General features: G+C 70.1%; 27 protein-coding genes. 14 read left to right on the plus strand and 13 right to left on the minus strand.

The genetic code is table 11. The features are described from left to right. The first annotated feature begins 279 nt into the window (after window positions 1–279). The 3 genes from V7004_RS05460 (at window position 280) to V7004_RS05470 (ending at window position 1,017) form a co-directional block, all read left to right on the plus strand. Entirely contained in the window at window positions 280–477 is a 198-nt protein-coding gene (locus tag V7004_RS05460) for a hypothetical protein (RefSeq protein ID WP_334142630.1), read from the plus strand. A 179-nt stretch (window positions 478–656) separates the two neighbouring features. Continuing rightward, the gene (locus V7004_RS05465) at window positions 657–821 is read left to right on the plus strand and encodes a hypothetical protein (RefSeq protein ID WP_334142631.1); all 165 of its coding nucleotides are present in this window, start codon (window positions 657–659) and stop codon (window positions 819–821) included. A 28-nt stretch (window positions 822–849) separates the two neighbouring features. Beyond that, on the plus strand, window positions 850–1,017 hold the full coding sequence (locus tag V7004_RS05470) for a hypothetical protein (protein ID WP_334142634.1): 168 nt from the start codon (window positions 850–852) through the stop codon (window positions 1,015–1,017). Between the two features lie 6 nt (window positions 1,018–1,023). Here V7004_RS05470 and V7004_RS05475 read toward each other — a convergent pair whose 3' ends face one another. Continuing rightward, window positions 1,024–1,293, minus strand: coding sequence for a hypothetical protein (locus V7004_RS05475; protein ID WP_334142635.1), 270 nt, complete (start codon window positions 1,291–1,293; stop codon window positions 1,024–1,026). Between the two features lie 93 nt (window positions 1,294–1,386). Between V7004_RS05475 and V7004_RS05480 the strand changes: the two genes are divergently transcribed. The 3 genes from V7004_RS05480 (at window position 1,387) to V7004_RS05490 (ending at window position 4,147) form a co-directional block, all read left to right on the plus strand. Further along, window positions 1,387–1,539: a hypothetical protein gene (locus tag V7004_RS05480; RefSeq protein ID WP_334142636.1), complete on the plus strand. Its 153-nt coding sequence runs from the start codon at window positions 1,387–1,389 to the stop codon at window positions 1,537–1,539. 87 nt (window positions 1,540–1,626) lie between these two features. Next, entirely contained in the window at window positions 1,627–3,201 is a 1,575-nt protein-coding gene (locus V7004_RS05485) for an Eco57I restriction-modification methylase domain-containing protein (RefSeq protein WP_334142637.1), read from the plus strand. 22 nt (window positions 3,202–3,223) lie between these two features. After that, a complete protein-coding gene (locus V7004_RS05490; protein WP_334142638.1) occupies window positions 3,224–4,147 on the plus strand; it encodes a XamI family restriction endonuclease in 924 nt (307 codons plus the stop codon). On the opposite strand, the gene V7004_RS05495 is transcribed toward V7004_RS05490, so the two are convergent. Further along, a complete protein-coding gene (locus tag V7004_RS05495) occupies window positions 4,125–4,286 on the minus strand; it encodes a hypothetical protein (protein WP_334142639.1) in 162 nt (53 codons plus the stop codon). The two genes, V7004_RS05490 and V7004_RS05495, sit on opposite strands and share 23 nt — an antisense overlap. Window positions 4,287–4,333: 47 nt before the next feature. On the opposite strand from V7004_RS05495, the gene V7004_RS05500 reads away from it, so the two are divergent. Beyond that, window positions 4,334–4,708, plus strand: coding sequence for a hypothetical protein (locus tag V7004_RS05500; protein WP_334142640.1), 375 nt, complete (start codon window positions 4,334–4,336; stop codon window positions 4,706–4,708). On the opposite strand, the gene V7004_RS05505 is transcribed toward V7004_RS05500, so the two are convergent. Then, entirely contained in the window at window positions 4,659–5,147 is a 489-nt protein-coding gene (locus V7004_RS05505; protein ID WP_334142641.1) for a MarR family winged helix-turn-helix transcriptional regulator, read from the minus strand. The two genes, V7004_RS05500 and V7004_RS05505, sit on opposite strands and share 50 nt — an antisense overlap. Window positions 5,148–5,278: 131 nt before the next feature. Here V7004_RS05505 and V7004_RS05510 point away from each other — a divergent pair, with 131 nt between their 5' ends. Both V7004_RS05510 and V7004_RS05515 read left to right on the plus strand, forming a co-directional pair. Next, on the plus strand, window positions 5,279–6,319 hold the full coding sequence (locus V7004_RS05510; protein ID WP_334142642.1) for an ATP-binding cassette domain-containing protein: 1,041 nt from the start codon (window positions 5,279–5,281) through the stop codon (window positions 6,317–6,319). A 2-nt stretch (window positions 6,320–6,321) separates the two neighbouring features. Then, on the plus strand, window positions 6,322–7,227 hold the full coding sequence (locus V7004_RS05515; RefSeq protein ID WP_334142643.1) for an ABC transporter permease: 906 nt from the start codon (window positions 6,322–6,324) through the stop codon (window positions 7,225–7,227). Between the two features lie 64 nt (window positions 7,228–7,291). Here V7004_RS05515 and V7004_RS05520 read toward each other — a convergent pair whose 3' ends face one another. From V7004_RS05520 to V7004_RS05540, 5 genes are all read right to left on the minus strand, one after another. Continuing rightward, on the minus strand, window positions 7,292–8,149 hold the full coding sequence (locus tag V7004_RS05520) for a sulfite exporter TauE/SafE family protein (protein ID WP_334142644.1): 858 nt from the start codon (window positions 8,147–8,149) through the stop codon (window positions 7,292–7,294). A 239-nt stretch (window positions 8,150–8,388) separates the two neighbouring features. Next, complete coding sequence (locus tag V7004_RS05525) at window positions 8,389–10,578, minus strand: YceI family protein (RefSeq protein ID WP_334142646.1); 2,190 nt, start codon at window positions 10,576–10,578, stop codon at window positions 8,389–8,391. 67 nt (window positions 10,579–10,645) lie between these two features. Continuing rightward, window positions 10,646–12,292 carry an alkaline phosphatase D family protein gene (locus V7004_RS05530; RefSeq protein ID WP_334142647.1) on the minus strand — a complete coding sequence of 549 codons (1,647 nt, stop codon included), beginning with the start codon at window positions 12,290–12,292 and terminating at the stop codon, window positions 10,646–10,648. Window positions 12,293–12,307: 15 nt separating this feature from the next. After that, window positions 12,308–13,792 (minus strand): LCP family protein, encoded by a 1,485-nt coding sequence (locus tag V7004_RS05535; protein ID WP_334142648.1) that lies wholly within the window; start codon window positions 13,790–13,792, stop codon window positions 12,308–12,310. A 71-nt stretch (window positions 13,793–13,863) separates the two neighbouring features. After that, the gene (locus tag V7004_RS05540) at window positions 13,864–14,394 is read right to left on the minus strand and encodes a MarR family winged helix-turn-helix transcriptional regulator (RefSeq protein ID WP_334142649.1); all 531 of its coding nucleotides are present in this window, start codon (window positions 14,392–14,394) and stop codon (window positions 13,864–13,866) included. 62 nt (window positions 14,395–14,456) lie between these two features. Between V7004_RS05540 and V7004_RS05545 the strand changes: the two genes are divergently transcribed. Next, entirely contained in the window at window positions 14,457–16,136 is a 1,680-nt protein-coding gene (locus V7004_RS05545) for an MDR family MFS transporter (RefSeq protein WP_334142650.1), read from the plus strand. Window positions 16,137–16,164: 28 nt separating this feature from the next. On the opposite strand, the gene V7004_RS05550 is transcribed toward V7004_RS05545, so the two are convergent. Beyond that, window positions 16,165–16,587 (minus strand): TIGR03668 family PPOX class F420-dependent oxidoreductase, encoded by a 423-nt coding sequence (locus V7004_RS05550; protein WP_334142651.1) that lies wholly within the window; start codon window positions 16,585–16,587, stop codon window positions 16,165–16,167. Window positions 16,588–16,595: 8 nt separating this feature from the next. Beyond that, the gene (locus V7004_RS05555) at window positions 16,596–17,840 is read right to left on the minus strand and encodes an acyl-CoA dehydrogenase family protein (RefSeq protein ID WP_334142652.1); all 1,245 of its coding nucleotides are present in this window, start codon (window positions 17,838–17,840) and stop codon (window positions 16,596–16,598) included. 154 nt (window positions 17,841–17,994) lie between these two features. Between V7004_RS05555 and V7004_RS05560 the strand changes: the two genes are divergently transcribed. Continuing rightward, complete coding sequence (locus V7004_RS05560) at window positions 17,995–19,179, plus strand: Coenzyme F420 hydrogenase/dehydrogenase, beta subunit C-terminal domain (RefSeq protein ID WP_334142654.1); 1,185 nt, start codon at window positions 17,995–17,997, stop codon at window positions 19,177–19,179. Between the two features lie 42 nt (window positions 19,180–19,221). Here the strand turns inward: V7004_RS05560 and V7004_RS05565 are convergent, their stop codons facing one another. The 3 genes from V7004_RS05565 to V7004_RS05575 form a co-directional block, all read right to left on the minus strand. Continuing rightward, the gene (locus V7004_RS05565; protein ID WP_334142655.1) at window positions 19,222–19,632 is read right to left on the minus strand and encodes a hypothetical protein; all 411 of its coding nucleotides are present in this window, start codon (window positions 19,630–19,632) and stop codon (window positions 19,222–19,224) included. An 85-nt stretch (window positions 19,633–19,717) separates the two neighbouring features. Then, window positions 19,718–19,939: a hypothetical protein gene (locus tag V7004_RS05570; protein ID WP_334142656.1), complete on the minus strand. Its 222-nt coding sequence runs from the start codon at window positions 19,937–19,939 to the stop codon at window positions 19,718–19,720. 100 nt (window positions 19,940–20,039) lie between these two features. After that, the gene (locus V7004_RS05575; protein WP_334142657.1) at window positions 20,040–20,747 is read right to left on the minus strand and encodes a uracil-DNA glycosylase; all 708 of its coding nucleotides are present in this window, start codon (window positions 20,745–20,747) and stop codon (window positions 20,040–20,042) included. Window positions 20,748–20,822: 75 nt separating this feature from the next. On the opposite strand from V7004_RS05575, the gene V7004_RS05580 reads away from it, so the two are divergent. The 3 genes from V7004_RS05580 to V7004_RS05590 are packed head-to-tail and all read left to right on the plus strand — an operon-like array spanning window position 20,823 to window position 22,691. Further along, window positions 20,823–21,470: an MSMEG_4193 family putative phosphomutase gene (locus V7004_RS05580; protein ID WP_334142658.1), complete on the plus strand. Its 648-nt coding sequence runs from the start codon at window positions 20,823–20,825 to the stop codon at window positions 21,468–21,470. After that, complete coding sequence (locus tag V7004_RS05585) at window positions 21,467–21,979, plus strand: DUF3090 domain-containing protein (protein WP_334142659.1); 513 nt, start codon at window positions 21,467–21,469, stop codon at window positions 21,977–21,979. The genes V7004_RS05580 and V7004_RS05585 overlap by 4 nt, the downstream gene beginning before the upstream one ends. Window positions 21,980–21,989: 10 nt before the next feature. Further along, entirely contained in the window at window positions 21,990–22,691 is a 702-nt protein-coding gene (locus tag V7004_RS05590; RefSeq protein WP_334142660.1) for an SCO1664 family protein, read from the plus strand. Window positions 22,692–22,700: the final 9 nt, after the last annotated feature.

The following is a 22,700-nucleotide window of genomic DNA, read 5'->3' on the forward strand; positions in this document are numbered from 1 at the left end:
CTGTCCCCACCGTCCCCCGCTGGCTGTACTGGGCGGCACCCACCTCGCACAAGGACATGTCGCTCATCGAGCGGACCGAGTTCGAGGCGGCGACAATCCTCGCCGACGAGCTCGCCACCGCCGACGACATCGCCTACGCGCACGAGCTACCGCGCCTCGCCGAGCTCGCCCGCCGCGAAGTCGCCGGCCTGTGCCGCCTCGGGTACTGCGACACCGCGCCACGGTCGGCCACTACTGCGACCTGTGCCACCGCGACGGGTACGCGGAGGAGGTGGTGTGGTGAGCGCGACCGTCACCACCGCACCGACTCGCGCGCAGATCGCGCACGCGGAGCGGCGGCTGCGGGCTCTTCACCGGGAGCTCGCGGCGCCGTGGGCGCACGGCAAGCCCGGCGTCATCCGCACCGCCGACGAGCTCGAGGCCGAGATGGCGCAGCACTACGCCGTGCTCGACGCGGCGAAGAGGGCCGCGTCGTGACCCCGAAGGCCGAGGTGACCCGCGCAGCTGCGCTCGCCGCAGTCGACGAGTACGCCGAAGCGCGCGTCGCGCACTGGCTCCGCGCCATCCCCATGTTCTGACCCAGTCCCCTACCCGCGGCCCCGGCCACAGCGCCGGGGCTGTTGGCGTTCACCGTCGCAGTCGACACCGTCCCAACCATGCTTCGACGCCGCCACCCCTGCTCGCTGTGCCACCAGCCGGTGGGGCGCATCGGCGGCGTGTGGGTGTGCACCTCGCAGCGGGTCAGCCCGCCCGGCGAGTGGTGCGACGGTGACTGCGACGGCATGAACCGGCTCGCCGACCACGACCGCATCCCCACGTGAAATGGCCGCGCCAGTCCGCGTCGTCATCGTGAGCGACACGACCGCCGGCTGGTGCGACCACTGCGCCAACCCGACCGTCCGCGAAACCCTCGCGCTGCTCGAGATCGCCGGCGACCCCAACAGTGTGCTGCGCGGCCTCACCTGCGACGTGTGCGGCACCCACCACCACACCCCAGCCACCGAGGCGCCGTTCTGAAAGGCGCTACAGCCGCAAGCGCTCCGGCTTGAGCACGATGCGCTCGCCACGCGAGACCGCCTCCGCGTAGCCGCGGATCTCGCTCGGACTGTCGGCCTTCCACCCGAGACCTCGGAACACCTCGCGCACGTGCGGCTCGACCTCCGCGACCGGCTTGCCGCTGTGCTCACGGTACAACCGGTCGAAGTGCGGCTGCGCTTTGCGAGCCACGTCGCGCATCGTGTCGTTCGCGAGCTTCTCGAGTGCACGCTTGTCGAAGCTGAAGTTGGAACCCATCGAGGTCTCTCCTTTCGCCAGCCCCATCATCCCCGGGCCCTGTCACCCGCCGCGACCCTAGACGGGCGAACACACGTTCGATACATTTGGGGCATGACCGACCTCGCCAGCCTCGATGCCGAACTCGAACGTGAACGCCGCAGCATCGCGATGCTGTCGCCGCGGTCCCCGCTCAGCCGCGAGAAGGCACTCGAGCTCATCGAGCGCTGCCAAGCCGCTATTCGCTCCGCCCGCGCTGCCAAGTGATGCCGACGACCACGGCGCGTGTGCACGTTCGCGACGCCTCAGCATCATCGCACCATGCAACCTCGCGCCACGCTACCTTCACCCGCCATGGCCGTCTCCATCACCGATGAACGCGGCCTCGCAGCCGTGGCCCTCGCCCTCGGCGCCGACCAGACTGGGCTCCTCACAGACAGCGAAGCTCGGCTCCTCGCAGTCAGCACAGAAGCCCCGGACAAGCGGCTGATCCGAGAGCTCCGCGAGCGCATCGCTGCCGGTGAGGATCCGCTTGGCGCAGCCTTCGCCAAACTCCGCACACCCGAACAGCGACGCCCACTAGGAGCGACCTACACGCCAGCGCCGATCGTCGAGGCAATGGTTGCCTGGGCAGCCGAGAACGGAACACCCGACCGCGTCGTCGACCCCGGGGCCGGATCCGGCCGCTTCACCGTCGCAGCCGGACGGCAGTTCCCGAACGCGAAACTCGTCGCTGTCGAAGTGGATCCGCTCGCCGCGCTACTCACACGCGCCCACATCGTCGCAGCTGGGCTCGCCGACCGCGCCACCGTCGTCCTCGACGACTTTCGCGCCCTTGCGCCACAACGCGACGGAACCACGCTCTGGATCGGCAACCCGCCGTACGTCCGCCACCACCAGATCGCCCCCGACTGGAAAGACTGGCTAGCTCGCGAGGCTGCACGCCGAGGTCACCAGGCGTCGAAACTCGCCGGCCTCCACGTTCACTTCTTCCTGGCGACCGTCATCCAAGGCTGTCCCGGTGATTTCGGTTGCTACATCACCGCAGCCGAATGGATGGATGTCAACTACGGTTCACTCGTCCGGCAGCTCCTCCTCGACGGGCTTGGGGGCGTGTCGCTCCACGTCCTCGACCCGAAGTCCACGCCGTTCGCCGACGCGGCGACAACCGGCGCGATCACCTGCTTCCGGTTCGGGTCGAACCCCAAGTCAATAAAGCTTCGCCGCGTCGAGAAGGTCGACGCGCTCGGCAAGTTAGAAGGCGGCCGCGCAGTCCGCCGAGAACGCCTGAACGAAGCGCCCCGCTGGTCGCTGCTCATGCGTGCATCCAAACCGTTGCCGTCCGGCTACGTCGAACTTGGCGAGCTCTGCCGCGTTCACCGGGGCAGCGTCACTGGAGCCAACAACGTCTGGATCACGTCGGCTGACGACCCGCGGCTGCCGCAAGAGCTGCTGACCCCATCCGTCACGAAGGCGCGCGAACTCTTCGCTGCCGGACCAGTGATCACTTCGGCCGAGAAGCTGCGCCGCGTTATCGACCTGCCGGAAGACCTCGACGAGCTCGACGACGGACAGCGCCCGGCAGTCGACCGGTTCCTCCAGTGGGCGAAGAGCCAGGGAGCGCACCAAGGCTACATCGCACGCCATCGCAAGGCTTGGTGGAGCGTCGGCTTGCGTGCGCCTGCCCCGATCCTCACGACGTACATGGCGCGACGCCCGCCGGCGTTTGTTCGCAACCTCGCCGACGCTCGGCACATCAACATCGCTCACGGCATCTACCCGCGGCAGCCCATGTCCGCCGAAGCGCTCGACAAGCTGGCCGAAGCGCTCCGCTCCGCCGTCACGCAGGCGCAGGGCCGCACCTACGCAGGGGGCTTGACCAAGTTCGAGCCTCGTGAGATGGAGCGCATCCCCGTCCCGGCGCCGTGAGAACGTGGTTCACTGTGGGGCGATGGCGATCATCCCACCACCCCGTTGGACCGACGCAGAACTCGATGCGTCCCGCGAGGGAGCGATCGAAATCTTCCGCAACAAACGGATGGCCGAAGTCCTTGACCCATACATCGAGGCCTATGAGGACTCACGGCAGTCCATCGCGGAGCTGTTCGAGCTGACGGTCGACCTCAAGCAGATCCTCGATGAGGCGGTCGAGCTGACGACCAACCCGGGCACGCTGCACGCGCTTCGGTACATGGCTGGGCCGCCCATCTCCGAAGACGACCTGAAGGTGTTGGCCGACGTCAATACCCTCAACCCGACCCGGCTCCGGCAAAACCCGGGATGGGCACACACCCTCGTCGAGATCGTCCTGATGGGCTTGGACCCGAACCGGTTCCCGTGGGTTGCCGAAGGCCGCGACCCGACGGATGAAGAACGTGAGACTGCGATCGTGGCGACCGCCGTGATGATGGCTCAGCGCCGCCAGATGACCGACCGCGCGAACGAGTCGAAGGACGCGCAAGAGAAGGCCACCGCGGCAGCTCTCGTCAACGCCGGGTTCCACCAGGTGCCGCCGCGTCAGATCGACACGTTCGCCCAAGCACCCCGCCCCGGAGAGTTCTGCCACGAGTCACTGTTCGGCGGACGCAAGGCCGACCTCGTCGTGCGCCTGTGGGACGGACGGTGCATGCCGATCGAGTGCAAGGTGTCGAACAGCTCGACTAACAGCGTGAAGCGTCTGAACAATGATGCCGCGGTGAAGGCCAAGGTGTGGCTGTCACAGTTCGGTACCGCGCAGACCGTCCCCGCGGCCGTGCTCGGCGGCGTCTACAAGCTTCACAACCTCTGCAACGCCCAGGCCGAAGGCCTGACGTTGTTCTGGGCGCACGAGCTCGACCGGCTTGTCGAGTTCGTCACGTCGACGAGGACGGATTAGCCGCCCGGTGCTCGGCTAAGCGAGCGGCGACGCGCTCAAAGTCCTCGTCTGGGAGGAGCACCAGCGTCTTGCGAACGTAGGCCATCCACGACTTCTTCTTCCGGATGAGTTCCAGCTCGGGCACCAGGGACAAGGTCACCGGAGGAGGCCCGTCAGCGGCTCATCGACAAGCTCGGTTCGTCCGAGGTGCTGTCCGGCAACGCCCCGCCGGGTGTGTCGGCTGCGTCCGCGATCGCCGCACTGATCGAACAGGCGAACAACGGTGTCGGCACCCAGGTCGCCGAGCGTGTCCGCGTGTGGGGCTGCTACGCGTCGAAGGTCCTGAAACTCTACGAGGCGAAGGTGACCGACAACCAGCCGCGCCGTACCGCGAAGCTGTTGGGCTCCGATGGCAAGCCGTCGCTGCCGCTGCAGGTCGTACGGGGCGCGGGCTGGTGGGGTCTGCGTCCTGGCGCCCGCCCCGCCAACGGGGGATACGACCGGTTTGGCGCGCTTCGAGCCGGCGGGCAGATCAGCTCCGCTCGCCGTGCGCGTCGACCACCTTGGCCACCAGGGCTCTGAGCCGCTCGCGCTCGGTGGGGGTGAGCGGCGCGAGCACCGCGTCTTCCGCCTCGGCGGCGATGGCGTCGTAGCGGCGGAGCGCGGCACGGCCCCGATCGGTGAGGGTGAGCTGGTGCCGGCGACGGTCGGTGGGATCCCGGTCCCGCCGCACCCAACCTGCCTGCTCAGCCCGGTCGATGACCTCCACCAGATCGGTGGGGTGGACCCCGATCAGTTCGCTCACCTCACGCTGGGAGATCGGGCCCCGGTGCGCGACCACGCGCAACAACCCGTAGGTCGGTGGGCGCACCCCCGACTCGACGATCCAGTCCTCGGCCAGTACGCGGGTCGTGAACTCCCTGCGGAACAGGCCGACGAGGCGCGTCAGCGACGTGAGCTGGTCGACCACCGCGCCGGCCTTGGCATCCGTCTCGCCCGATCGGGACTGCTCACGCCCCACGGAGCCAGCGTAGCCCCACCCCTGCTAGAGTTCTGATCTCTTATCGTTTGACAACCAAACGATCTGGTCGACAGGAGCTCTCAGATGGCACCGCCCATCCCGCATCGCGCTGGCGCAACCCGGAGCAACCGATGACCGCGCCCCGCCCGGGTCCCCACGACCGGCCGGCCGACATCGCTCTGCCCACCGCCGAGGACGCCGTCGGCTCGGCGGTGCTCGTCCGCGGGCTCGAGAAGTCCTACGGGCCGATCCGGGCCGTCGACGGCATCGACCTCGATGTGGGTACCGGCGAGACCTTCGGGTTCCTGGGGCCCAACGGTGCCGGCAAGTCCACCACCATCAAGATCCTCTGCACGCTGGCGGAGCCCACCGGTGGGCGCGCCCTGGTGGCCGGTCACGACGTGGTCACCGACCGTGCGGAGGTCCGCCGGCACATCGGTCTGGTGTTCCAGGACACGACCCTCGACACCTACCTGACCGCCGAGCAGAACCTCCGGTTCCATGCCGAGCTGTACGGGCTGCCCCGCGAGGTGATCGGGCCGCGGCTCCAGCAGGTCCTCGAGATGGTGGGCCTGTGGGAGCGGCGGCGCGACAAGGTGCTCACCTTCTCCGGCGGCATGAAGCGCCGGCTCGAGATCGCCCGGGGGCTCATGCACTCCCCGCGGGTGCTGTTCCTCGACGAGCCGACGGTCGGCCTCGACCCGCAGACCCGGGCCTCGATCTGGGACTACATCCACCAGCTCCGCCGGCAGGAGGACATCACGATCTTCCTGACCACCCACTACATGGACGAAGCCGAGCACTGCGACCGCATCGCCATCATGGACGCGGGCCGCATCGTGGCCCTCGACACGCCGGAGGCCCTGAAGGCGTCGGTCGGCACCGACCGGATCCAGATCGGCACCGAGGACCCGCAGGCGGCGATCGAGCTGCTCGCCGGGCGCTTCGGCATCGAGGCGGCCATCCACGACGATCTCGTCACCTTCGCGGTGGCCGGAGGGGAGGCGTTCGTGCCCCGCCTGTTCGCCGAGCCGGGCCTGTCGATCCGCTCGGTGCACGTGGCCCGGCCCTCCCTCGACGACGTGTTCCTGAGCTACACGGGGCGCACGATCCGCGACGCCGAGGCGACCCCCGCCGACAACATGCGGATCGGGCCATGGGGTCGGAGGTGAGCATGGCAGAGGAGACACCGGTCATCCGAGTCAGCCCTGAGGCGGGCGGGGGGCCCGTCCCGCAGGTCCTCGGCGTCCGGGTCGCGGAGGCCGGCTTCAGCCAGGACCTGCGGGCCGTGAAGGTGGTGCTCCAGCGGGAGCTCATCCGGTTCGGTCAGGACCGCACCCGCATGATCTCGGCACTGGTCCAGCCGGTGCTGTTCCTGTTCGTCCTCGGGACCGGCCTGTCGTCGCTCACCGGGTCGTCCACCGGGGGCATCAACCTGCGAACCTTCATGTGGCCCGGGGTGCTGGCCACCTCGACGCTGTTCACCGCCATGTTCTCGGCCATGTCGATCGTCTGGGATCGGGAGTTCGGCTTCCTGCGCGAGATGCTCGTGGCCCCCGTCCGGCGCAGCTCGATCATCATCGGCAAGGCGCTCGGCGGCGCGGTGGTGGCGACGCTGCAAGGGTGCCTCGTGCTCGTGCTCGGTCCCGTGGTCGGCGCCCCGATCACCCCACTGCTGGTGATCGAGCTCATCGGCATGCTCCTGCTGCTGTCGTTCATGCTCACCGCTCTCGGGCTGGTGATCTCCGCCCGGGTCCAGCAGATGCAGTCGATCATGGGGATCATGCAGATGCTCCTGCTGCCCATGTCGTTCCTGTCAGGCGCGCTCTACCCACTCTCGGGGCTCCCGGCATGGTTGAACGTGCTCACCCACCTCAACCCCATCACCTACGCGGTGTGGCCGGTGCGCAACGCGGTGTTCCAGCGCCTCGACGCCCCGGCTGCCGCCAAGGCGGCACTCAACCCCCCGATGACCTGGTTCGGCTGGCCGGTGCCCGTCTGGCTGCAGTTGCTGCTCGTCGCGGTGCTCGGCAGCATCTTCCTGGCGGTCGCGGTCCGGCAGTTCGAGCGGGTCGAGTAGCGCCGAGGCGGGGAGGCCGTCACCGGAGGAGGTCGATCGGCTCGCTGCGACCCCACCGGCGCCGCTAGCCGGACAGGACCGCCACACCGGCGGTGAGGATGACGTAGGCGGCGAGCGCGACCAGCACCCCCACGAACCAGCGCACGAGGGTGACGGTCGGTAGGCGGTCAGCGACGGACTTGCCGACCGATGCACCGACGAGTGCGGCGATGGTGAACGGCACTGCGGCCGCCCAGTCGATCGAGGTGGTGCCCAGCCGCCCGGCGAGGGCCACCGCGGCGTTGATGAAGATCACCAGCAACGAGGTGCCGACCGCATCGGGCATGTCGAAGCCGAGCGCCAGCACCAGCGCGGGCACGACCACGAAGCCCCCACCGACCCCGAAGAAGCCGGTGACGAACCCGACGATCGTCCCCGCGAGGAGGACCTTGGCCGCGGTGACGAGGACCCGCCCCGGCTCCACCCGGGCACCGACGAGCACCCCTCCGGCGCTGGTCGTGCCGCGTCCGGGGACCGCAGGTGGGTCAGGATCCCGATCGGCACGACGGCCCGGGGAGCCCGCGGTGCTCGACCACATGCGCCAGGCCACCACGAGCATCAGGCCGGCGAACGCCAGCAACAGAACGTCGGCGTCCGCGGCCCGGTTCAGGGCGGTCCCGAGCATCGATCCGCCGATCCCGGCGAGACCGAACACCACCCCGGGCACGATCCGCACCCGTCCCGCTCGATGGTGGGCGAGCATGCCCAGCAGGGCGGCCGATCCGACGACGATCAACGACGTGGTGGTCGCCGCCTGGGGGCTCTCCCCCGCCGCGTACACCAACATCGGTACCGCCAGGATGGAACCGCCACCGCCCAGGGCGCCGAGCGAGACCCCGATGAGGAACCCGAGCGGCGAGACGAGCAGAGGCCGCAGGTTCATCGCCCCCACCTCGACCCTGCCGTCGCGAGCCGCGGTCGGTGGTTATCGGTGCCCGAACACCCCGCCCGAGTGCATCGCCCAGCCAGTGTGGCGGTCCAGATGACGTGGGCGTGCATGCTCGGTCCTCCCGGGGCACAGCCGATCTAGCTACCCTGGGGGGTATCATAGCACGTTGTTCGCCATACCCCATTGGGTATGGGTCCCGTGCCGGCCGGTGATCCCGGCTCCTGGACCGGTCGCTACCCGCCGCGGCGGACCCGGACCGAGATGGTCGAGTAGCACATCTCGTCCTCGGTGCCCTCGGCCCACGTCACGTACCGGGGAACCGGTGAGGTGATGAGGTCCCGGTCCCAGGAGCACTCGACCCGCACCACGTCGGTGGGTTTCAGATCGATCCGGTCCCGGGGTCGGTAGACGAGTTGCCAGTTGAAATCCCAGCTCGGGATGTCGAGCAGGACCTTCTCGTCCGGCGTGCCCGGGTTGAGGGTCATCCGGAAGGTGCGCCCGATCTGGTGCTCGTGCCCGAGGACCCCGACGATCTCCCCCGGCGTGACCACCCGGTGGTCGCAGCCCGAGCGGGCGACCCCGTCCGCGTCGAGGACCGCGAGCTCCGCCAGGCTCCGCCGACACAGCATGATCAACCCGTCGGGGATGGCACTCGCGGCTGGCCCGAACTGCCGGGTCAACTCGTCGATGGCCGCGTTGCGATCACACAGCGGCGCCCGCTCCCCGGGCCGGCACGGGATCTCGGCCGGAGCCAGGTAGGTGTTGGTCACGATCTCATCCAGCGCGCCGCCGGTCTGCATCTCGAGTGCCAGCCGGGAGCGGTCCGGCGGCGCCTCGTGGGCGAAGTGGTAGTGGACCTGGACCACGAAGAAGTCGCCCGGCGCCAGCTTGATGCCTGATCCCTCCGGCAACTTGTTGGGGCGTTGGCCCGGTACCCATCCGGCGATCAGCTCCGATCCGCTCGTCCGGCCCGTGGGGCTCTGCTCCCCGCCGGGGCCGGCGGTCCCGAAGAAGCAGTGCCAGCCCGCGCCGGCGTCGGCGGCGTCGAGCGCCTCGACCTGCGACCGCAGCGACGCCGACGCCTTGAACACGAGGGCGTGGTGGACCACCGGGAGCTGGTCGGGGAGGAACTCGAACCCGGTCACCCAGGTCCGTTCCTGCACCTGCGGGTCGTAGGCGAAGCACCGGTAGTCGTTCGTCAGACCGGTCGAGCCCTGGTACGGCTCCGGCGGCGTCAGGACCTGATCGTGGCGGATGCTGAAGGTCTGCTCCAGGTCGTCCGCCGGGGGCCGGATCGGTGTCGAGGGGTCGACGTCGAGGGGACCACCTGCTCGCGCCCATCGGGCGATCGCGCCGATCTCGGCGTCGCTGAGCCGCCGCTCGTGCATGAGCGGCACCCCGACCGGAGACGCCGGCCAGGGTGGCATGTACCGGGACTCCACGACCTTGTCGATGCTGTCCGCGTGCCTGGCGACGTCCGCGGCCGTGTCGAGCCGCCAGGCGGACTCCCCGGCCTTGCCGGGGTTGTGGCAGGTCGCGCAGTTGCGCTCGAGGATCGGCTGCACCGTTGCGGCGAACGACGGGTCCGAGCCCATCACCAGCTCCGCGAACCGCCCGTTCGCGCCGGTGCCCGGCTGGTACGGCAGGCCCCTCGCTTCGTCGACCGCCCGCACCTCGATGATCAGGGTGGCCTCCCGGCCGGTGCGCACCAGGGGACCGAGGCTGATCGGCCCGATCCCCCAGTCCGCCAACTGCACGGTGGTGCGGGCGTTGACCACCACGTCGTCACCTTCGATGCCGGCCTCGGCGTCGAGCACGATCGGCTTGCTCACCCCCTTGACCTCGAGGTCGGCCTCGATCCGCAGGGGATACCTCACCCCTTCGCTGATCTGGGCGGGGAGCCCGTCGATCCGTGACGCTCGCAGGTGGGCGAGCGGGTACTCGCTCGATTCCAGGAAGTCGTGCCGGATCCGGTCATCGCGCAGGGACTGGTCGCTCGTGAGCTGCTCGACGTTGATGACCACCTCGCCGAGCTGCGAGGCCGACGGGTCCGCCCGGTCCACCAGGATGTCCCCCGCCACGCCGCTGGTCGAGCCTCTCGCCGTGTTGCTCTTCCCGGCGAGGATCTCCTCGACCTCGTAGGTGACCGAGGAACGGGTGGCGTCGATTCGGTAGACGGTCTGGCCCGGCCGGGTGGCGGTCAGCCGCGGGGCGTCGGGCACCGCCATCGAGACCTCGACGGAAGGGGTGCTGGCCCGCAGCCACCACCAGGCGCCGACACCGGCGATCGCCACCACGCCGGCCAGCACGACGACGAAGCTGAACAGCCGTCGAGCAGCGGAACGACCTCCCGCCTGGCCGATGGGCTGACCCTCCACGTGGCCGGGCGAACGCTCCGGCATCCCTTCCCCCCCGACGAGCACGAGCCCAGTATGGCAGCGGGGATCCGGTGGCTCGCGAGCGCGGCCCGGCCCGGGCCGGCGCGCCCGCTCAAACCCGCTCGACCCGTGGGGGCTTGCCGGGGGTGACCTCGAAGGTCGCCACCGTGGACACCGGCGAGCTCGGGTCCTTGACGTCGGCGACCCCACGGAAGCGGGCCACGATGCGGTCGCGCCCGATCTCCGCATCGAGATAGCCGTGGTGGCTGCCGTCGAACCACTGCACCTGAGGGTTCTTCGCCGTGTAGTCGTGCACGTAGAGCCCCGAGCTGACCGAGGTGGCCAGCAGTTCGGGGGCCGCCACGGGCGAGGCGGGGTCCCACGGATCGGGCTTGACCAGGTTGACGAACGCCGCGTGGTAGTCGCCGGTGAGCACCACCGGGCTCGGCACCCGCGGATCGGCGAGACGCTCGACGAGGGCCCGACGCTCGGCGGGGTAGCCGTCCCAGACCTCGAGGAAGTACTCGGGCTGGTCCCCGGGGTCGGAGACGTCGAGACCGGCCAGCAGGACCGGGTTGCCGAGCACCGTCCAGATCGCCTCGCTCCGCACCAACCCGTCGAACAGCCACTCCCGCTGCTCGGCACCCAGGGCGCTTCGTCCCGGCTCCAGGCGCTCCGGGCAGCCCGGCCCCTGGTCGAAGGTCGAGGTGGCGCGGCAGGGCGGCACGTCGGCCTCCTGGCGGGTCTCGATCACGAAGAGGTGCGCGAGGTCTCCCCACCGAACGTCCCGGTGGACGCGCACGGTGTCGCCCTCGGGCGGCGGGGTGCGGATGGGCATGTGCTCCCACCACGCCCGGTAGGCCGCGGCCCGGCGGGCGGCGAATGCCGGACCGGTGCCGCCGAGGGCGCCGTCGCCACCCGCATAGTTGTTGATGACCTCGTGATCGTCGAAGGTCACGATCCAGGGGCACGAGGCGTGCGCAGCTTGCAGGTCGGGGTCCAACCTCGCCCGCGCGTACCGGGCCCGGTACTCCTCCAGCGACTCCGGGAAGCGCGCCCCGAGGTACCTGCGCTCCGCGAGTGCCTGGTCGGGATCGTCCACCCCCGGGACCTCGTAGATGTAGTCGCCGAGGAAGAGCACCGCGTCGAAGTCCTGCCCGGCGATGTCACGGTGGGCGATGTAGTAGCCGCCCTGGAGGTCCTGGCAGTTGGTGACCGCCAGCCGGAGGTGATCCGGCGAGGCATCTCCCGCGGGCGCCGTGCGGGTCCGGCCGGCCGGGCTGGTGTGCTCGCCCACCCGGAAGCGGTAGGCGAACCACCGGTCGGCCTCCAGCCCCGAGACCTCCACGTGCACCGCGTGACCGTCCTGCGGCTGCGCGGTCGCCACCCCGCGGGCCACCACGTCCGTGAACGCCTCGTCGGTCGCCACCTCCCATTCGACGTCCACGTCCGTCGGCGGCATGCCCCCGCCCCGCAACGGGTCCGGGGCGAGGCGGGTCCACAGGACCACCCCGTCAGGCGTGGGGTCGCCGGAGGCCACCCCGAGGCTGAACGGGGAGCGCGGCAGCGGCGGTGGCGGCGCAGCCGCCCGAACCACGGTCGTCGTGGTGCCCGCACCCTCCGCCGGCCCGGAGGACCCACCGCTGCACGCCACGGCGCCTGCGGCCATCGCCCCCACCAGGAACGCCCGGCGGCTGATCGGGTGTGCGGCGCGATCGGCGATCGGTTCCTCCCCCTTCGTGCGGCTCCGAGCCGCCACGATGGTAGGCCCCGGTCAGCCGCAGCTCACGCCATCCGGTGGCTCACCCGGGACCACCCCGACCGGCTCCGGCTCGGGCGGGACGGTGGTCGCGGTCGCGGACCCCGCGAGCGAGGTGCCCGTCGAGCTCCGGGTGGTCGGGCCTCCGGATCCAGCGGTGGTGGTGGTGCTGGTGCCGGGCACCTTGAAGTCGCTGCCGGTGATCACGACGACCTCCCCCGGGTCCAGCTCGGTATCCTCCTGCAGGGCGGCTCCGTTGGCGAGCACCCGGGCGATCTCGGTGGCGGCGACCTCGGAGCCCGGCGCGTAGCGGACGGTGGTGTGCCGCACCCGGGACGGTGCGTCCCCCGTGGACACCACGGTGAAACCCAGCGCCTGGAGCGCCCTGCTCGCCTGGCCGGCCTGGCCGGACACCCCGCTGCCGTTCTGCACCACCAGCGACACCCCATCAGATGACCGGCCGGTCCCGCCCCGGAAGATGTCGAGGATCGGCTCGGCGGCCACCTCGTCGAGACGCACCACCGCCGCGCCGCCCGCGGTGGTGAACTGCTCGACGGGGAGGGTGTGGGTGCGGAGCTGGTCGCCGCCGAATTCCTTGAACTGCTTGGACAGATTGAGCAATTTGCCCGTCTCCAGGCCCTTGTCGACCTTCAGGTTCGGCGCGATCGACGACAGGAGCTGGTTCATCGTCTTGAGGTCGTAGCCGTTGGTGGCTGCGGCCGCCCGGTCGACGAGACGCCGCATGAAGACCTGCTGACGGCTGATCCGGCCGAGGTCGCCGGTCGGATCGTCGAGCCATCGCCCGCGAGCATCCTGGTACTCCAGGTGCCGGGCACGCGAGAACGCGAGTGCCTGCTCGCCGTCGAGCTTCACGCAGCCGGGCTGGTCGACGTACAGGCCCGAGTTGCGGTCGCGCATCGGCCGGTCGAAGTACATCGGCACCCCGCCGACCGCTTCCACCACTCCCTTGAAGCTGCGGAAGTCGACCTCGATGTAGTGGTTGATCTCGATCCCGAAGTTCTGGTGGATGGTGTCGATCAGCCGCTGCGGGCCGTCGTCGTAGCCGTAGGCGGTGTTGATGCGCTCCCGCCCGTCGGTGCGGGCGATCGGCAGCCACAGGTCCCTGGGGAACGACACCACGTCGATGGTGCCGGCCGTGGGATCGACCCGCACGATCATGATGGTGTCGCTGCGCCGGCCGCTGCTCTCGCTGCCGTCACCGATGAACGCGCTGGCATCCGGGTCGTTCTGGTCGACGACCTCGCGGGAGTCGGAACCCACCACCAGGTAGTTCTTGGGCTCCCGGTCCCCCGCATCGGCCACCGCCAGGTCTTCCCGCTGGATCTGGCTGAAGCGCCACCAGACGTAGCCGACCACGGCGACGCCGGCGAGGAGGGCGACGACGACCGCGACGCCCGAGCCGAGCAGGAGACGCTGCCGCCAGCTCCGGCGGGGCTGCGCGCGTTCGCCGTCCCCGGCGGGTATGGGGGGAACGGACATGACCGGACGAGGCTAACCGGCGCCCGGCCCACTGCTGTGGCGACCCGCCCGCTCAGAATCTGTGACCTCAGTCACAACTGGGAGACGTATCGGTCGACACCCCGCACCAGCCGTTCCAACAGGTCGGCCAGCTGAGCGCGCTCGGCCGGCTCGAAACCCTCCAGGACCGTCAGCAGCATGGTCCGGCGCCGCTTCGAGAGCCGCTCGTGGAGCCGGCGGCCCGCGGCGGTCAGCTCCACCACGACCACCCGGCCGTCGTCGGGTGCCGACGTCCGGCGGAGCAACCCGGCCTCCACCAGCCGATCGACCGTGCGGGTCGCGGTGGAGGCATCGACCCGCAGGGCCTCGGCCAGCTCGCTCATCCGCCTGGCGCCGGCCTGCACCACGTCGAGGGCGTCGACCTGGGCGGGATCGAGCAGGTCACCGTAGAGACGGTCCCTCATGGACTGCATCGACGCACCCCGCCGCAACTCGCGCCAGGCGACCCCGATGCGCGCCTCAGGGCTGTCGGGATCGAGCACCGGCCCGGCAGCACGAGGCGGCCGCTCGACAGAGCGGCGGGAGCGGGCCGGAGGGGAGGAAGTTGCGCTGACCGGAACCATCACTTGTAGACTACAAGGACTTTCCTTGTAGTCTACAAGTACTCTTCGCTGGAGTAGACGTCTTGGTCGCGGACGCACCTGCCACGAACGACAACCGACTCAGCCATCGCCAGATCCTCCTCGTCTTCCTCGGCCTGGGCACCGGGATGCTCCTGGCCGCGCTCGACGGGACCATCGTCGCCACCGCGCTGCCCACCATCGTCGGTGAGCTCGGCGGGCTCGATCACCTCTCCTGGGTGGTCACCGCCTACCTGCTCACCTCCACCACCAGCACCCTGCTGTACGGCAAGATCAGCGACCTCTACGGGCGCCGCATCGTGTTCCAGGCGGCCATCGTCATCTTCCTCGCCGGCTCCGTGCTGGCGGGCCTGTCGCAGAACATGACCCAGCTCATCGTGTTCCGCGGCGTGCAGGGCATCGGCGGCGGCGGCCTGATGGCCATGGCCTTCGCCATCGTCGGCGACATCCTCTCGCCGCGCGAACGGGGCCGCTACACGGGCTATCTGGGTTCGGTCTTCGCCCTGGCGAGCGTGATCGGGCCGCTCATCGGCGGGTTCTTCGTCGACCACCTCACCTGGCGGTGGATCTTCTACATCAACCTGCCCCTCGGGCTCATCGCCCTGGCGGTGACCTCTGCCGTGCTGCGCCTGCCGTTCCCCCGCCGCGAGCACCGCATCGACCTCCTCGGCGCGCTGCTGGTCGTAGCCGGCGTGACCTGCCTGCTGCTCGTGGCGGTTTGGGGTGGCAAGGAGCACCCGTGGGGGTCGGCGACCATCGTGGGGCTCGCCGCCGCGGGGGTGATCCTGCTCACGCTGTTCGTGCTCTGGGAGCTGCGGGCCAGCGAGCCCATCCTGCCGATGCGCCTGTTCCGCAGCGACGTCTTCCGGGTCACGACCCTGCTGGCACTGCTGATCGGCGCGGCCATGTACGGCGGCATCGCCTACCTGCCGCTGTTCCTCCAGGCGGTCACCGGCGCCACGGCGACCATGTCCGGGTTGCTGCTGCTGCCACTGATGGCCGGCATCATGGCCACCTCGATCACGTCCGGGCGGGTGATCGCCCGCACCGGTCGCTACCGTGCCTGGCCCATCACCGGTATGGCGGTCAGCGCGATCGGGATGGTCCTGCTCAGCCTGATGGACGTCGACACCCCGCGCTGGCAGTCCTCGCTGTCGATGCTGGTGCTCGGCGTCGGCATCGGCATGGTGATGCAGGTACTGATCCTGGCGGTACAGAACGACGTGGACTTCCGCGACCTGGGTGTGGCCACCTCGGCCTCGACCTTCTTCCGCCAGATGGGTGGCTCGTTCGGGGTGGCCATCTTCGGCGCGATCCTCAGCAGCACGGTGGCGCGAGAGCTACCCGCGCTGCTCCCGCCCGATCTCCCCACCGGCGACCCGGCAGCCATGGCCGGGCTGCTCAACAGCCCCGAGCGCATCCACACCCTGCCCGCACCGATCGCGGAAGCGGTGATCGAAGCGCTGTCTCGAGGGATCCACGCCGTGTTCGTCTGGGCGATCCCGGTCCTGCTGGTGGGATTCGTGGTGGCGTGGTTCCTCCGGGAGGTCCCGCTGCGCGACACCGTCCATGTCGGCAACCTGGCTGAGGGAAGCGAGTCGACCCTCGAGCGGGCTGAGCACGAGCTGGCCCGGGGCGTCGCCGAGGTCGGCGACAGCATCGCCCTCGGCCTCGATCCCGACCTCGACCCCGAGGATCTGCCCGCTCCCTTACGCCCCCGCTGATCGCACCCCGGCCCGCTACGACCGATCCTCAGCGGGCCGACCACCACTGCCAACGCACCGGCTCGATCACGATGGCCGGGCCCTCCGGGCGCTGCTCCCGGTACTGCGGGTACTTCGCCACCAGCGCGTCGACTGCCCGGCCGTACGCGGCGGCGCCCTGGCCGCGGTCGATCACCTGGGCGAGCCCCCGGATCCGCACCCACCACAGCGAGGACCAGTCCCCGTCGTCGTAGTGGTCGAACAGCAGACCCACCTCGGGGTTGGCCCGGACGTTCGCCAGCCGCTTGAGGTTCGTCGTGGTCTTCGGCTTGTGGTCGACGGCAGTCACCACCCGACCCCGGTCGAAGGCGAAGGTGATGGGCACCACCTCGACCCGTCCGGTGGCGGTGAGCGTCGCCAGGCGGGCCACCCGGGCCCGCTCCGCCAGGGCACGGGCCGCCGCCTCGTCCATGGGAGCACTCAGGCCGAGACCGCTCTGGGCTCCTTGGGAAGCCCGAGCACCCGCTCGCCGACGATGTTGCGCTGGATCTGGCTCGTGCCACCCCAGATCGTCTCGGACCGGCTGAAGAAGAACGATGACTGCAGCACGGACGCCGGGTAGCGGGCGCTGGTGCGCCGAGCCCCGTAGCCGGGGACCGCCTCCTCCCTCGAGGGATCCCCGGTGAGGATCTGGCCCTCGGGACCGAGGATGTCGATGGCGAGGTTCATCACCTCTTGGTGGTACTCGCTCCAGAACATCTTGTTGGTGGCGCCCAGCGCGGCGACTCCGAAGTCCTTGCGGTCCTGCACGACTGCAGTCAGGGTGCGCAGGCCGTTGATGCGCATGATCTGCACCTTGGACCACGCCTTGGCCAGCGCCTGGCGCACCAGCGGATCACGGTTCCGGCCGTTCTCGCGAGCCTTGTCGATGATCGCCTCAAGCTCCTTCTCGAAACGGCGGTAGCCGGTCGTCGCCGAGGTGCCACGCTCGAAGCCCAGCGTGGTCATGGCCACGTTCCACCCGTTGTTCACGCCCCCGACCACATTCTCCTTCGGGCAGCGGGCGTTGGTGAAGAACACCTCACAGAACTCCGCCGACCCGTCGATCTGCTCGATCGGGCGGACCTCGATGCCCTCCTGGCGCATCGGGCACAGCAGGTAGGAGATGCCCTTGTGCTTGGGAGCCTCCCGGTCGGTGCGGCAGAGCACGAAGATGTAGTCGGCGACGAAGCCCTGCGTGGTCCAGATCTTCTGACCGTTGATCACCCACTCGTCGCCATCGAGCTCGGCGGTGGTCTTGAGCGACGCCAGGTCCGAGCCGGCATCGGGCTCGCTGAATCCCTGGCACCAGGCGATCTCGCCCTTGAGGATCTTGGGCAGGAACTCCTTCTTCTGCTCTTCGGTGCCCCACTGCAGGATCGTGGGTCCGACGAGGGTGTCACCGAAGAAGTCGGCGCGCATCGGGGCGTTCGCCTTGTGGAACTCCTCCGCCAGCACCACCGCCTCCATGGTGGAGAGGCCCTTGCCCCCGTACTCCTTCGGCCAGCTCGCGCAGATCCACCCGCCCTCGTACAGCTTGGCGGTCCAGTCCTTCTGGAACTGGACCTTCTCCTCCGGTGACAGCTCGAAGCCCGGCTCGAACCAGCCCTCAGGCAGGTTGTCCTCCAGCCACGCTCGGATCTCCTTGCGGAAGGCTTCGGCTTCGGGCGGGTAGGTGAGGTCCATGCCCGTATCTTGACTTCCCGGTCAAGTCTGAGGCGAGTCGATGACGGGGCGTCAGATCCGGGGCCGGGCCGACGGGGGGGAACGGCCCCCGGTCGAGAGCCACCGCACCTGAGGATCGCGTGGGCGAACGACTCGTTGGCTAGCCTCCCGAGCCATGACCACCACGGAGCCCGCGGCCGCCTCGGCGACGAAGCAGCGATGGTCGTTCCAGTGGAAAGAGCTCTATGAGGAGGTCATCACCTCGGGCCTGTGCACCGGCTGCGCGGGTTGCGTGATCTCCTGCCCCCACGACGTCATCGGCTACAACCACGCCCAGGGCGGGTACCGGCCCTTCCACCTCGAGGACGAGCTGGGCCCGAGCGATTGCCTCCACGGGCAGAAGGGCTGCACCACCTGCACCCGGGCCTGCCCCCGGTTCCGCTCCTGGGAACCCGAGGCGAACGAGCACCTCTTCGGCCATGATCGCGACCCCGAAGAGGTGGCGGGCATCTACTCGGACATCCTCCTCACCCGCGCCACCGACGAGATGGTGCACCGCATGGGCCAGGACGGTGGGCTGGTCTCCGCCATCCTGATCTGGGCGTTGGACGAGGGTTACATCAACGGCGCGCTCACGTCGTTCCTCGACGGCGAGGCCGGCGACTGGAAGGCCATCCCCGGAGTGGCCACGAACCGGGACGAGGTGCTCGCGTCCGCCGGCAGCCGGTACACCTACTCGGCCAACACGCTCGCCATCGACCAGGCACTCGAGCGGGGACTGACCAGGCTGGCGCTGGTCGGCATGAGCTGCCAGTCGTCGGTTCCTCCGGTGATGTGGCATCGCAAGGCCGGCAAGATCGGCAAGCCCATCGTGTTCAACATCGGGCTGCTGTGCTCCAAGACCTTCGACGACGCGATCTTCGAGGAGCTGTTCTGGGCCAAATACGGGCTCGACAAGCGGGACATCGTCAAGATGAACATCAAGGGCGTGTTCCAGATCTGGATGCGCAACGGCGACTACCACGAGATCAACCTCAAGGAGTGCCACGCCTGGACCCGTGAAGGGTGCAACCACTGCCCCGACTTCGCGGCCGAGCACGCGGACATCTCCTGCGGTGGCATCGGCGAGCACAACGACTGGACGCTCACCATCGTGCGCACCGAGCTGGGCCGGGAGATCATCACCCGGATGATCGCCGACGGCTCGATCGAGGCCCGCCCAGGCGACAGCGACCCCGGTGCAATCGCCCTGATGCGCAAGCTGGCAGTCAAGAGCCGCGAGCGTTGGCCCACCTGGGCCGAGCCCGCGGTACGGGTGGGGCTCCCGGAACCGAAGAAGCCGGTCGCGACCAACGGGTAGGCCCGCACGCGGGCCGGTGGGAGCGGCCCCGCGTCCCGCGGGCTACTGCGGCACCGAGGTCGTGGGACCCGACCCCGCGGTGGTCGGTGAGGTGGCCGCCGCCTCCCCCCAGCCCGGGCACGCCTGACGGATACCGTCCGCCACCTCGGCCGGGAGCGCGTCAGCCGCGGTTGTCTCCTCACCGCCCTTGGTGTTGATCTCCTCGAACTGGTCGAAGGGCACGTTCTCGGAGATCCAGGTGTAGGCACACTCGCAGACCGTCCTGCTCGAACCCGCACCGATCGTGCTGGTGGTGCCGCCCACCTCGTAGATCCCGGTGCAGCCCTCGATGAAGTTCTCCCGGGTCACGTCGTCGTAGGCAGTCGGTGTGTTGCTCGGGTGCGCGCACGCGGCGAGCGAGAGGGCCAGGGCCAAGGCGCCGAGGGCGCGCCAGCGCCGGTGAAATCGGAACATCCGGTCGAGCGTCCTTTGGGTCGGGACAGGAACCGGCGGTCACGGTAGTCGCCTGGTCAGGCGATCCACCATCCCGCCCCGGCGCTCAGGCCGTGCGGCGCACGTTGCGGTAGTCGCCGAGCGCGATGACCTCGGCTCGCCGCGACGCGGGCGAGAGCCCCGCCGGCGGTGACCCCTCGCCGAGCCGGGCGAGGTAGGCGAGATGGGCGGTCTCCCGCTCGCTGCGCTCCCCCAGATCGGGGCCGGCCAGCGCCGCCGCGAGCGCCTGCCAGAGACCGCGTGGGCCTCTGAACACGGGGCCCGTCACCGGATCGCTCGTCACTCGCTGCACGACACAGACATCGCAGATCCCGCTCGTTCCGACCTGAGCCGTCCGGCTCATTCGGGCCGCAAATGATCCGCGCGCCTCACCCGCGATAGGTCGAACAACCTGCCCCGCCAGGGGGCGCCGCCAGGGACGCGGCCCGGGCGAAGACCTCGTCGAGCATCGCCTCCGTGAGCCGCCCGGTGAACGTGTTCTGCTGGCTTGGGTGGTATGAGCACAGGACCGTGCGACCGTCCGCGAGGGCGACCTCCCGCCCGTGCGCGAACGCCGGCCGGGGGCGCAGCGCGAGCTCCCGACACAACGTCTGGTAGGCGAACTGCCCGAGAGCCACGAACACCCGGACGTGGCGGAGCAAGGACAGCTCTCGCCGCAGGAACGGCGCGCAGCGGTCCCGCTCCTCGGGGGTGGGCTTGTTCCCGGGCGGTGCGCAGCGGACGGGCGCGGTCACGTACGCCGCCAGCAGACGCAGACCGTCGTCACGGCCGGTGCTCACCGGCTGGTTGGCGAGCCCGGCTCGGTACAGCGCCCGGTACAGCCAGTCCCCGCTGCGGTCGCCGGTGAACATGCGGCCGGTGCGGTTGCCACCGTGGGCCGCCGGCGCCAGGCCGACCACCAGCACCCGCGCCCGGGGGTCGCCGAAACCGGGCACGGGGCGGGCCCAGTAGTCCTGGTCTCGGTAGGCGGCGCGCTTGGTCGCACCCACCTGCTCGCGGTAGGCGACCAGACGGGGGCAGGCCCGGCAGCTCACCACCTCCGCCGCGAGACGTTCGAGCGAGTCGCCGGTGCTCACGCACCGCAGACTACGGCGCGGCCGCGGGGCGGGCCGCCGGTCGGCCGCCCCGCACGGATAGGTTGTCCGGCACGCATGGCCAGAACGAGAACCGCTCCCGCCGCCACCCTGGTGCTGTTCGTGCGCCACGGGCTCACCCCCACCACCGGCGATGTCCTCCCCGGCCGAGCGAGAGGCCTGCGGCTCTCCGAGCAGGGCCGCGAACAGGCCGAGCAGGTGGCCCGGCGCCTGGCCACGGTCCGCAAGGTCGCCGCGGTCTATGCGTCGCCGCTGGAGCGCACCCGTGAGACCGCCAGGCCGATCGCCCGGATGCTGGGGCTGCCGGTGCGCGTCGAGCGGGGCTTGCTCGAGTGCGACTTCGGGGCCTGGACCGGTCGCCAGCTCAAGGAGCTGCGCCGGCTACCCGAGTGGCGGGTGGTGCAACGCCATCCGAGCGGCTTCCGGTTCCCCGGCGGGGAGTCCTTCCTCGAGATGCAGACCCGCATGGTGGCCACGGTCCAGCGTCTCGTAGCGGCTCACCCCGGCGAGGCGATCGTGGCGGTCTCCCACGCTGATCCGATCAAGGCTGCGGTGGCCCACGCCGTGGGCTCCCACCTGGACCTGTTCCAGCGCGTCGTCATCTCACCCTGCTCGGTCACCGCGGTCTGGTACGGCAGCGGTGGGCCGACGGTGCTGACCACCAACTCGACCGGCGACGACCTCGGCCAGCTGGCACGGTCATGAACGCCTCGTACGACCTGCATCCCGATCGCTTCGCCACCGGCGCGATCGGTGAGCCGGGCCAGCGGGTCTTCTTTCTCCAGGCGGTCGAGGACGACGAGGTGGTGACCCTGCGAGTGGAGAAGCAGCAGGTAGCCGCGCTGGCGGAGTACCTGGCGGGCATCCTCGCGGATCTCCCCCCGGCCGAGCCCGTTGCCCCCACCGAGGCGGACCTGGTCGAGCCCCTCACCCCAGCATGGACGGTGGGGGCGCTGGCGGTGGCCTACGACGAGAGCTCGGACCGGGTGCTCATCGTGGCCGAGGAGCTCGTCGCCCTCGACGACGACACCGGCGAGCCCGAGGAGGAGCCGGCGAGCGCCCGGTTCCACGTCACTCGCGCCCAGGTCACCGGCTTCATCCGTCGAGCGGTCGAGGTCGTTCGAGCCGGCCGGCCACGATGCATCATCTGCGGCCGGCCGATGGACCCAGGTGGGCACGTGTGCCCCCGCAGCAACGGGCACTCGAGCCGCTAGAACGCAAGGCATGCTCCCCGAGCGGCACGAGATCCTGCGACGGGGCACGATCGAGGTGCGCGGCCGCCTGCCCTGGAGCAGCAACGCCACCTTCCTGGCCCGAGTGTGCCTGGAGGGTGCCGGGTGCGACGCGGTGTACAAGCCGCTGCGCGGCGAGCGCCCGCTGTGGGACTTCCCGCGGAGGCTCTACCGCAGGGAGGTCGCGGCCTACGAGCTCTCCGAGGCGCTCGGCTGGGGCATCGTCCCCCTCACGGTCGAGGTCGAGGACGCGCCGTTGGGTGAGGGGTCGCTGCAGGAGTTCATCGACGCGGAGTTCGAGCAGCACTACTTCACCCTCTACGACGATCCGGCGCTGCACGACCAGCTCCGCACCATCTGCGCGTTCGACGTGATCACCAACAACACGGACCGCAAGAGCGGGCACTGCCTACTCGACCGGAACGGCAAGGTCTGGGCCATCGACAACGGGCTGTCGTTCCACCGGGAGTTCAAGCTGCGCACGGTGATCTGGGAGTTCGCCGGCGAGCCGCTTCCCGCCTCGGTCGTCGACAGCCTGACAACGCTCGTCGACGACGGGCTGCCCGCCAGCCTCGACCGGCTGCTCGACCCCCACGAGCGCGAGGCGGTGGTCACCCGCGCACGCGCCCTGCTCGACGCCGGGACGTTCCCGACCGACCCCACGGGTCGCCGCTACCCCTGGCCACTGGTCTGAACCTCGATC

The sequence above is a fragment of the Rhabdothermincola sp. genome, from assembly GCF_036846205.1.
Classification (GTDB): Bacteria; Actinomycetota; Acidimicrobiia; order Acidimicrobiales; family Acidimicrobilacustridaceae; genus Rhabdothermincola.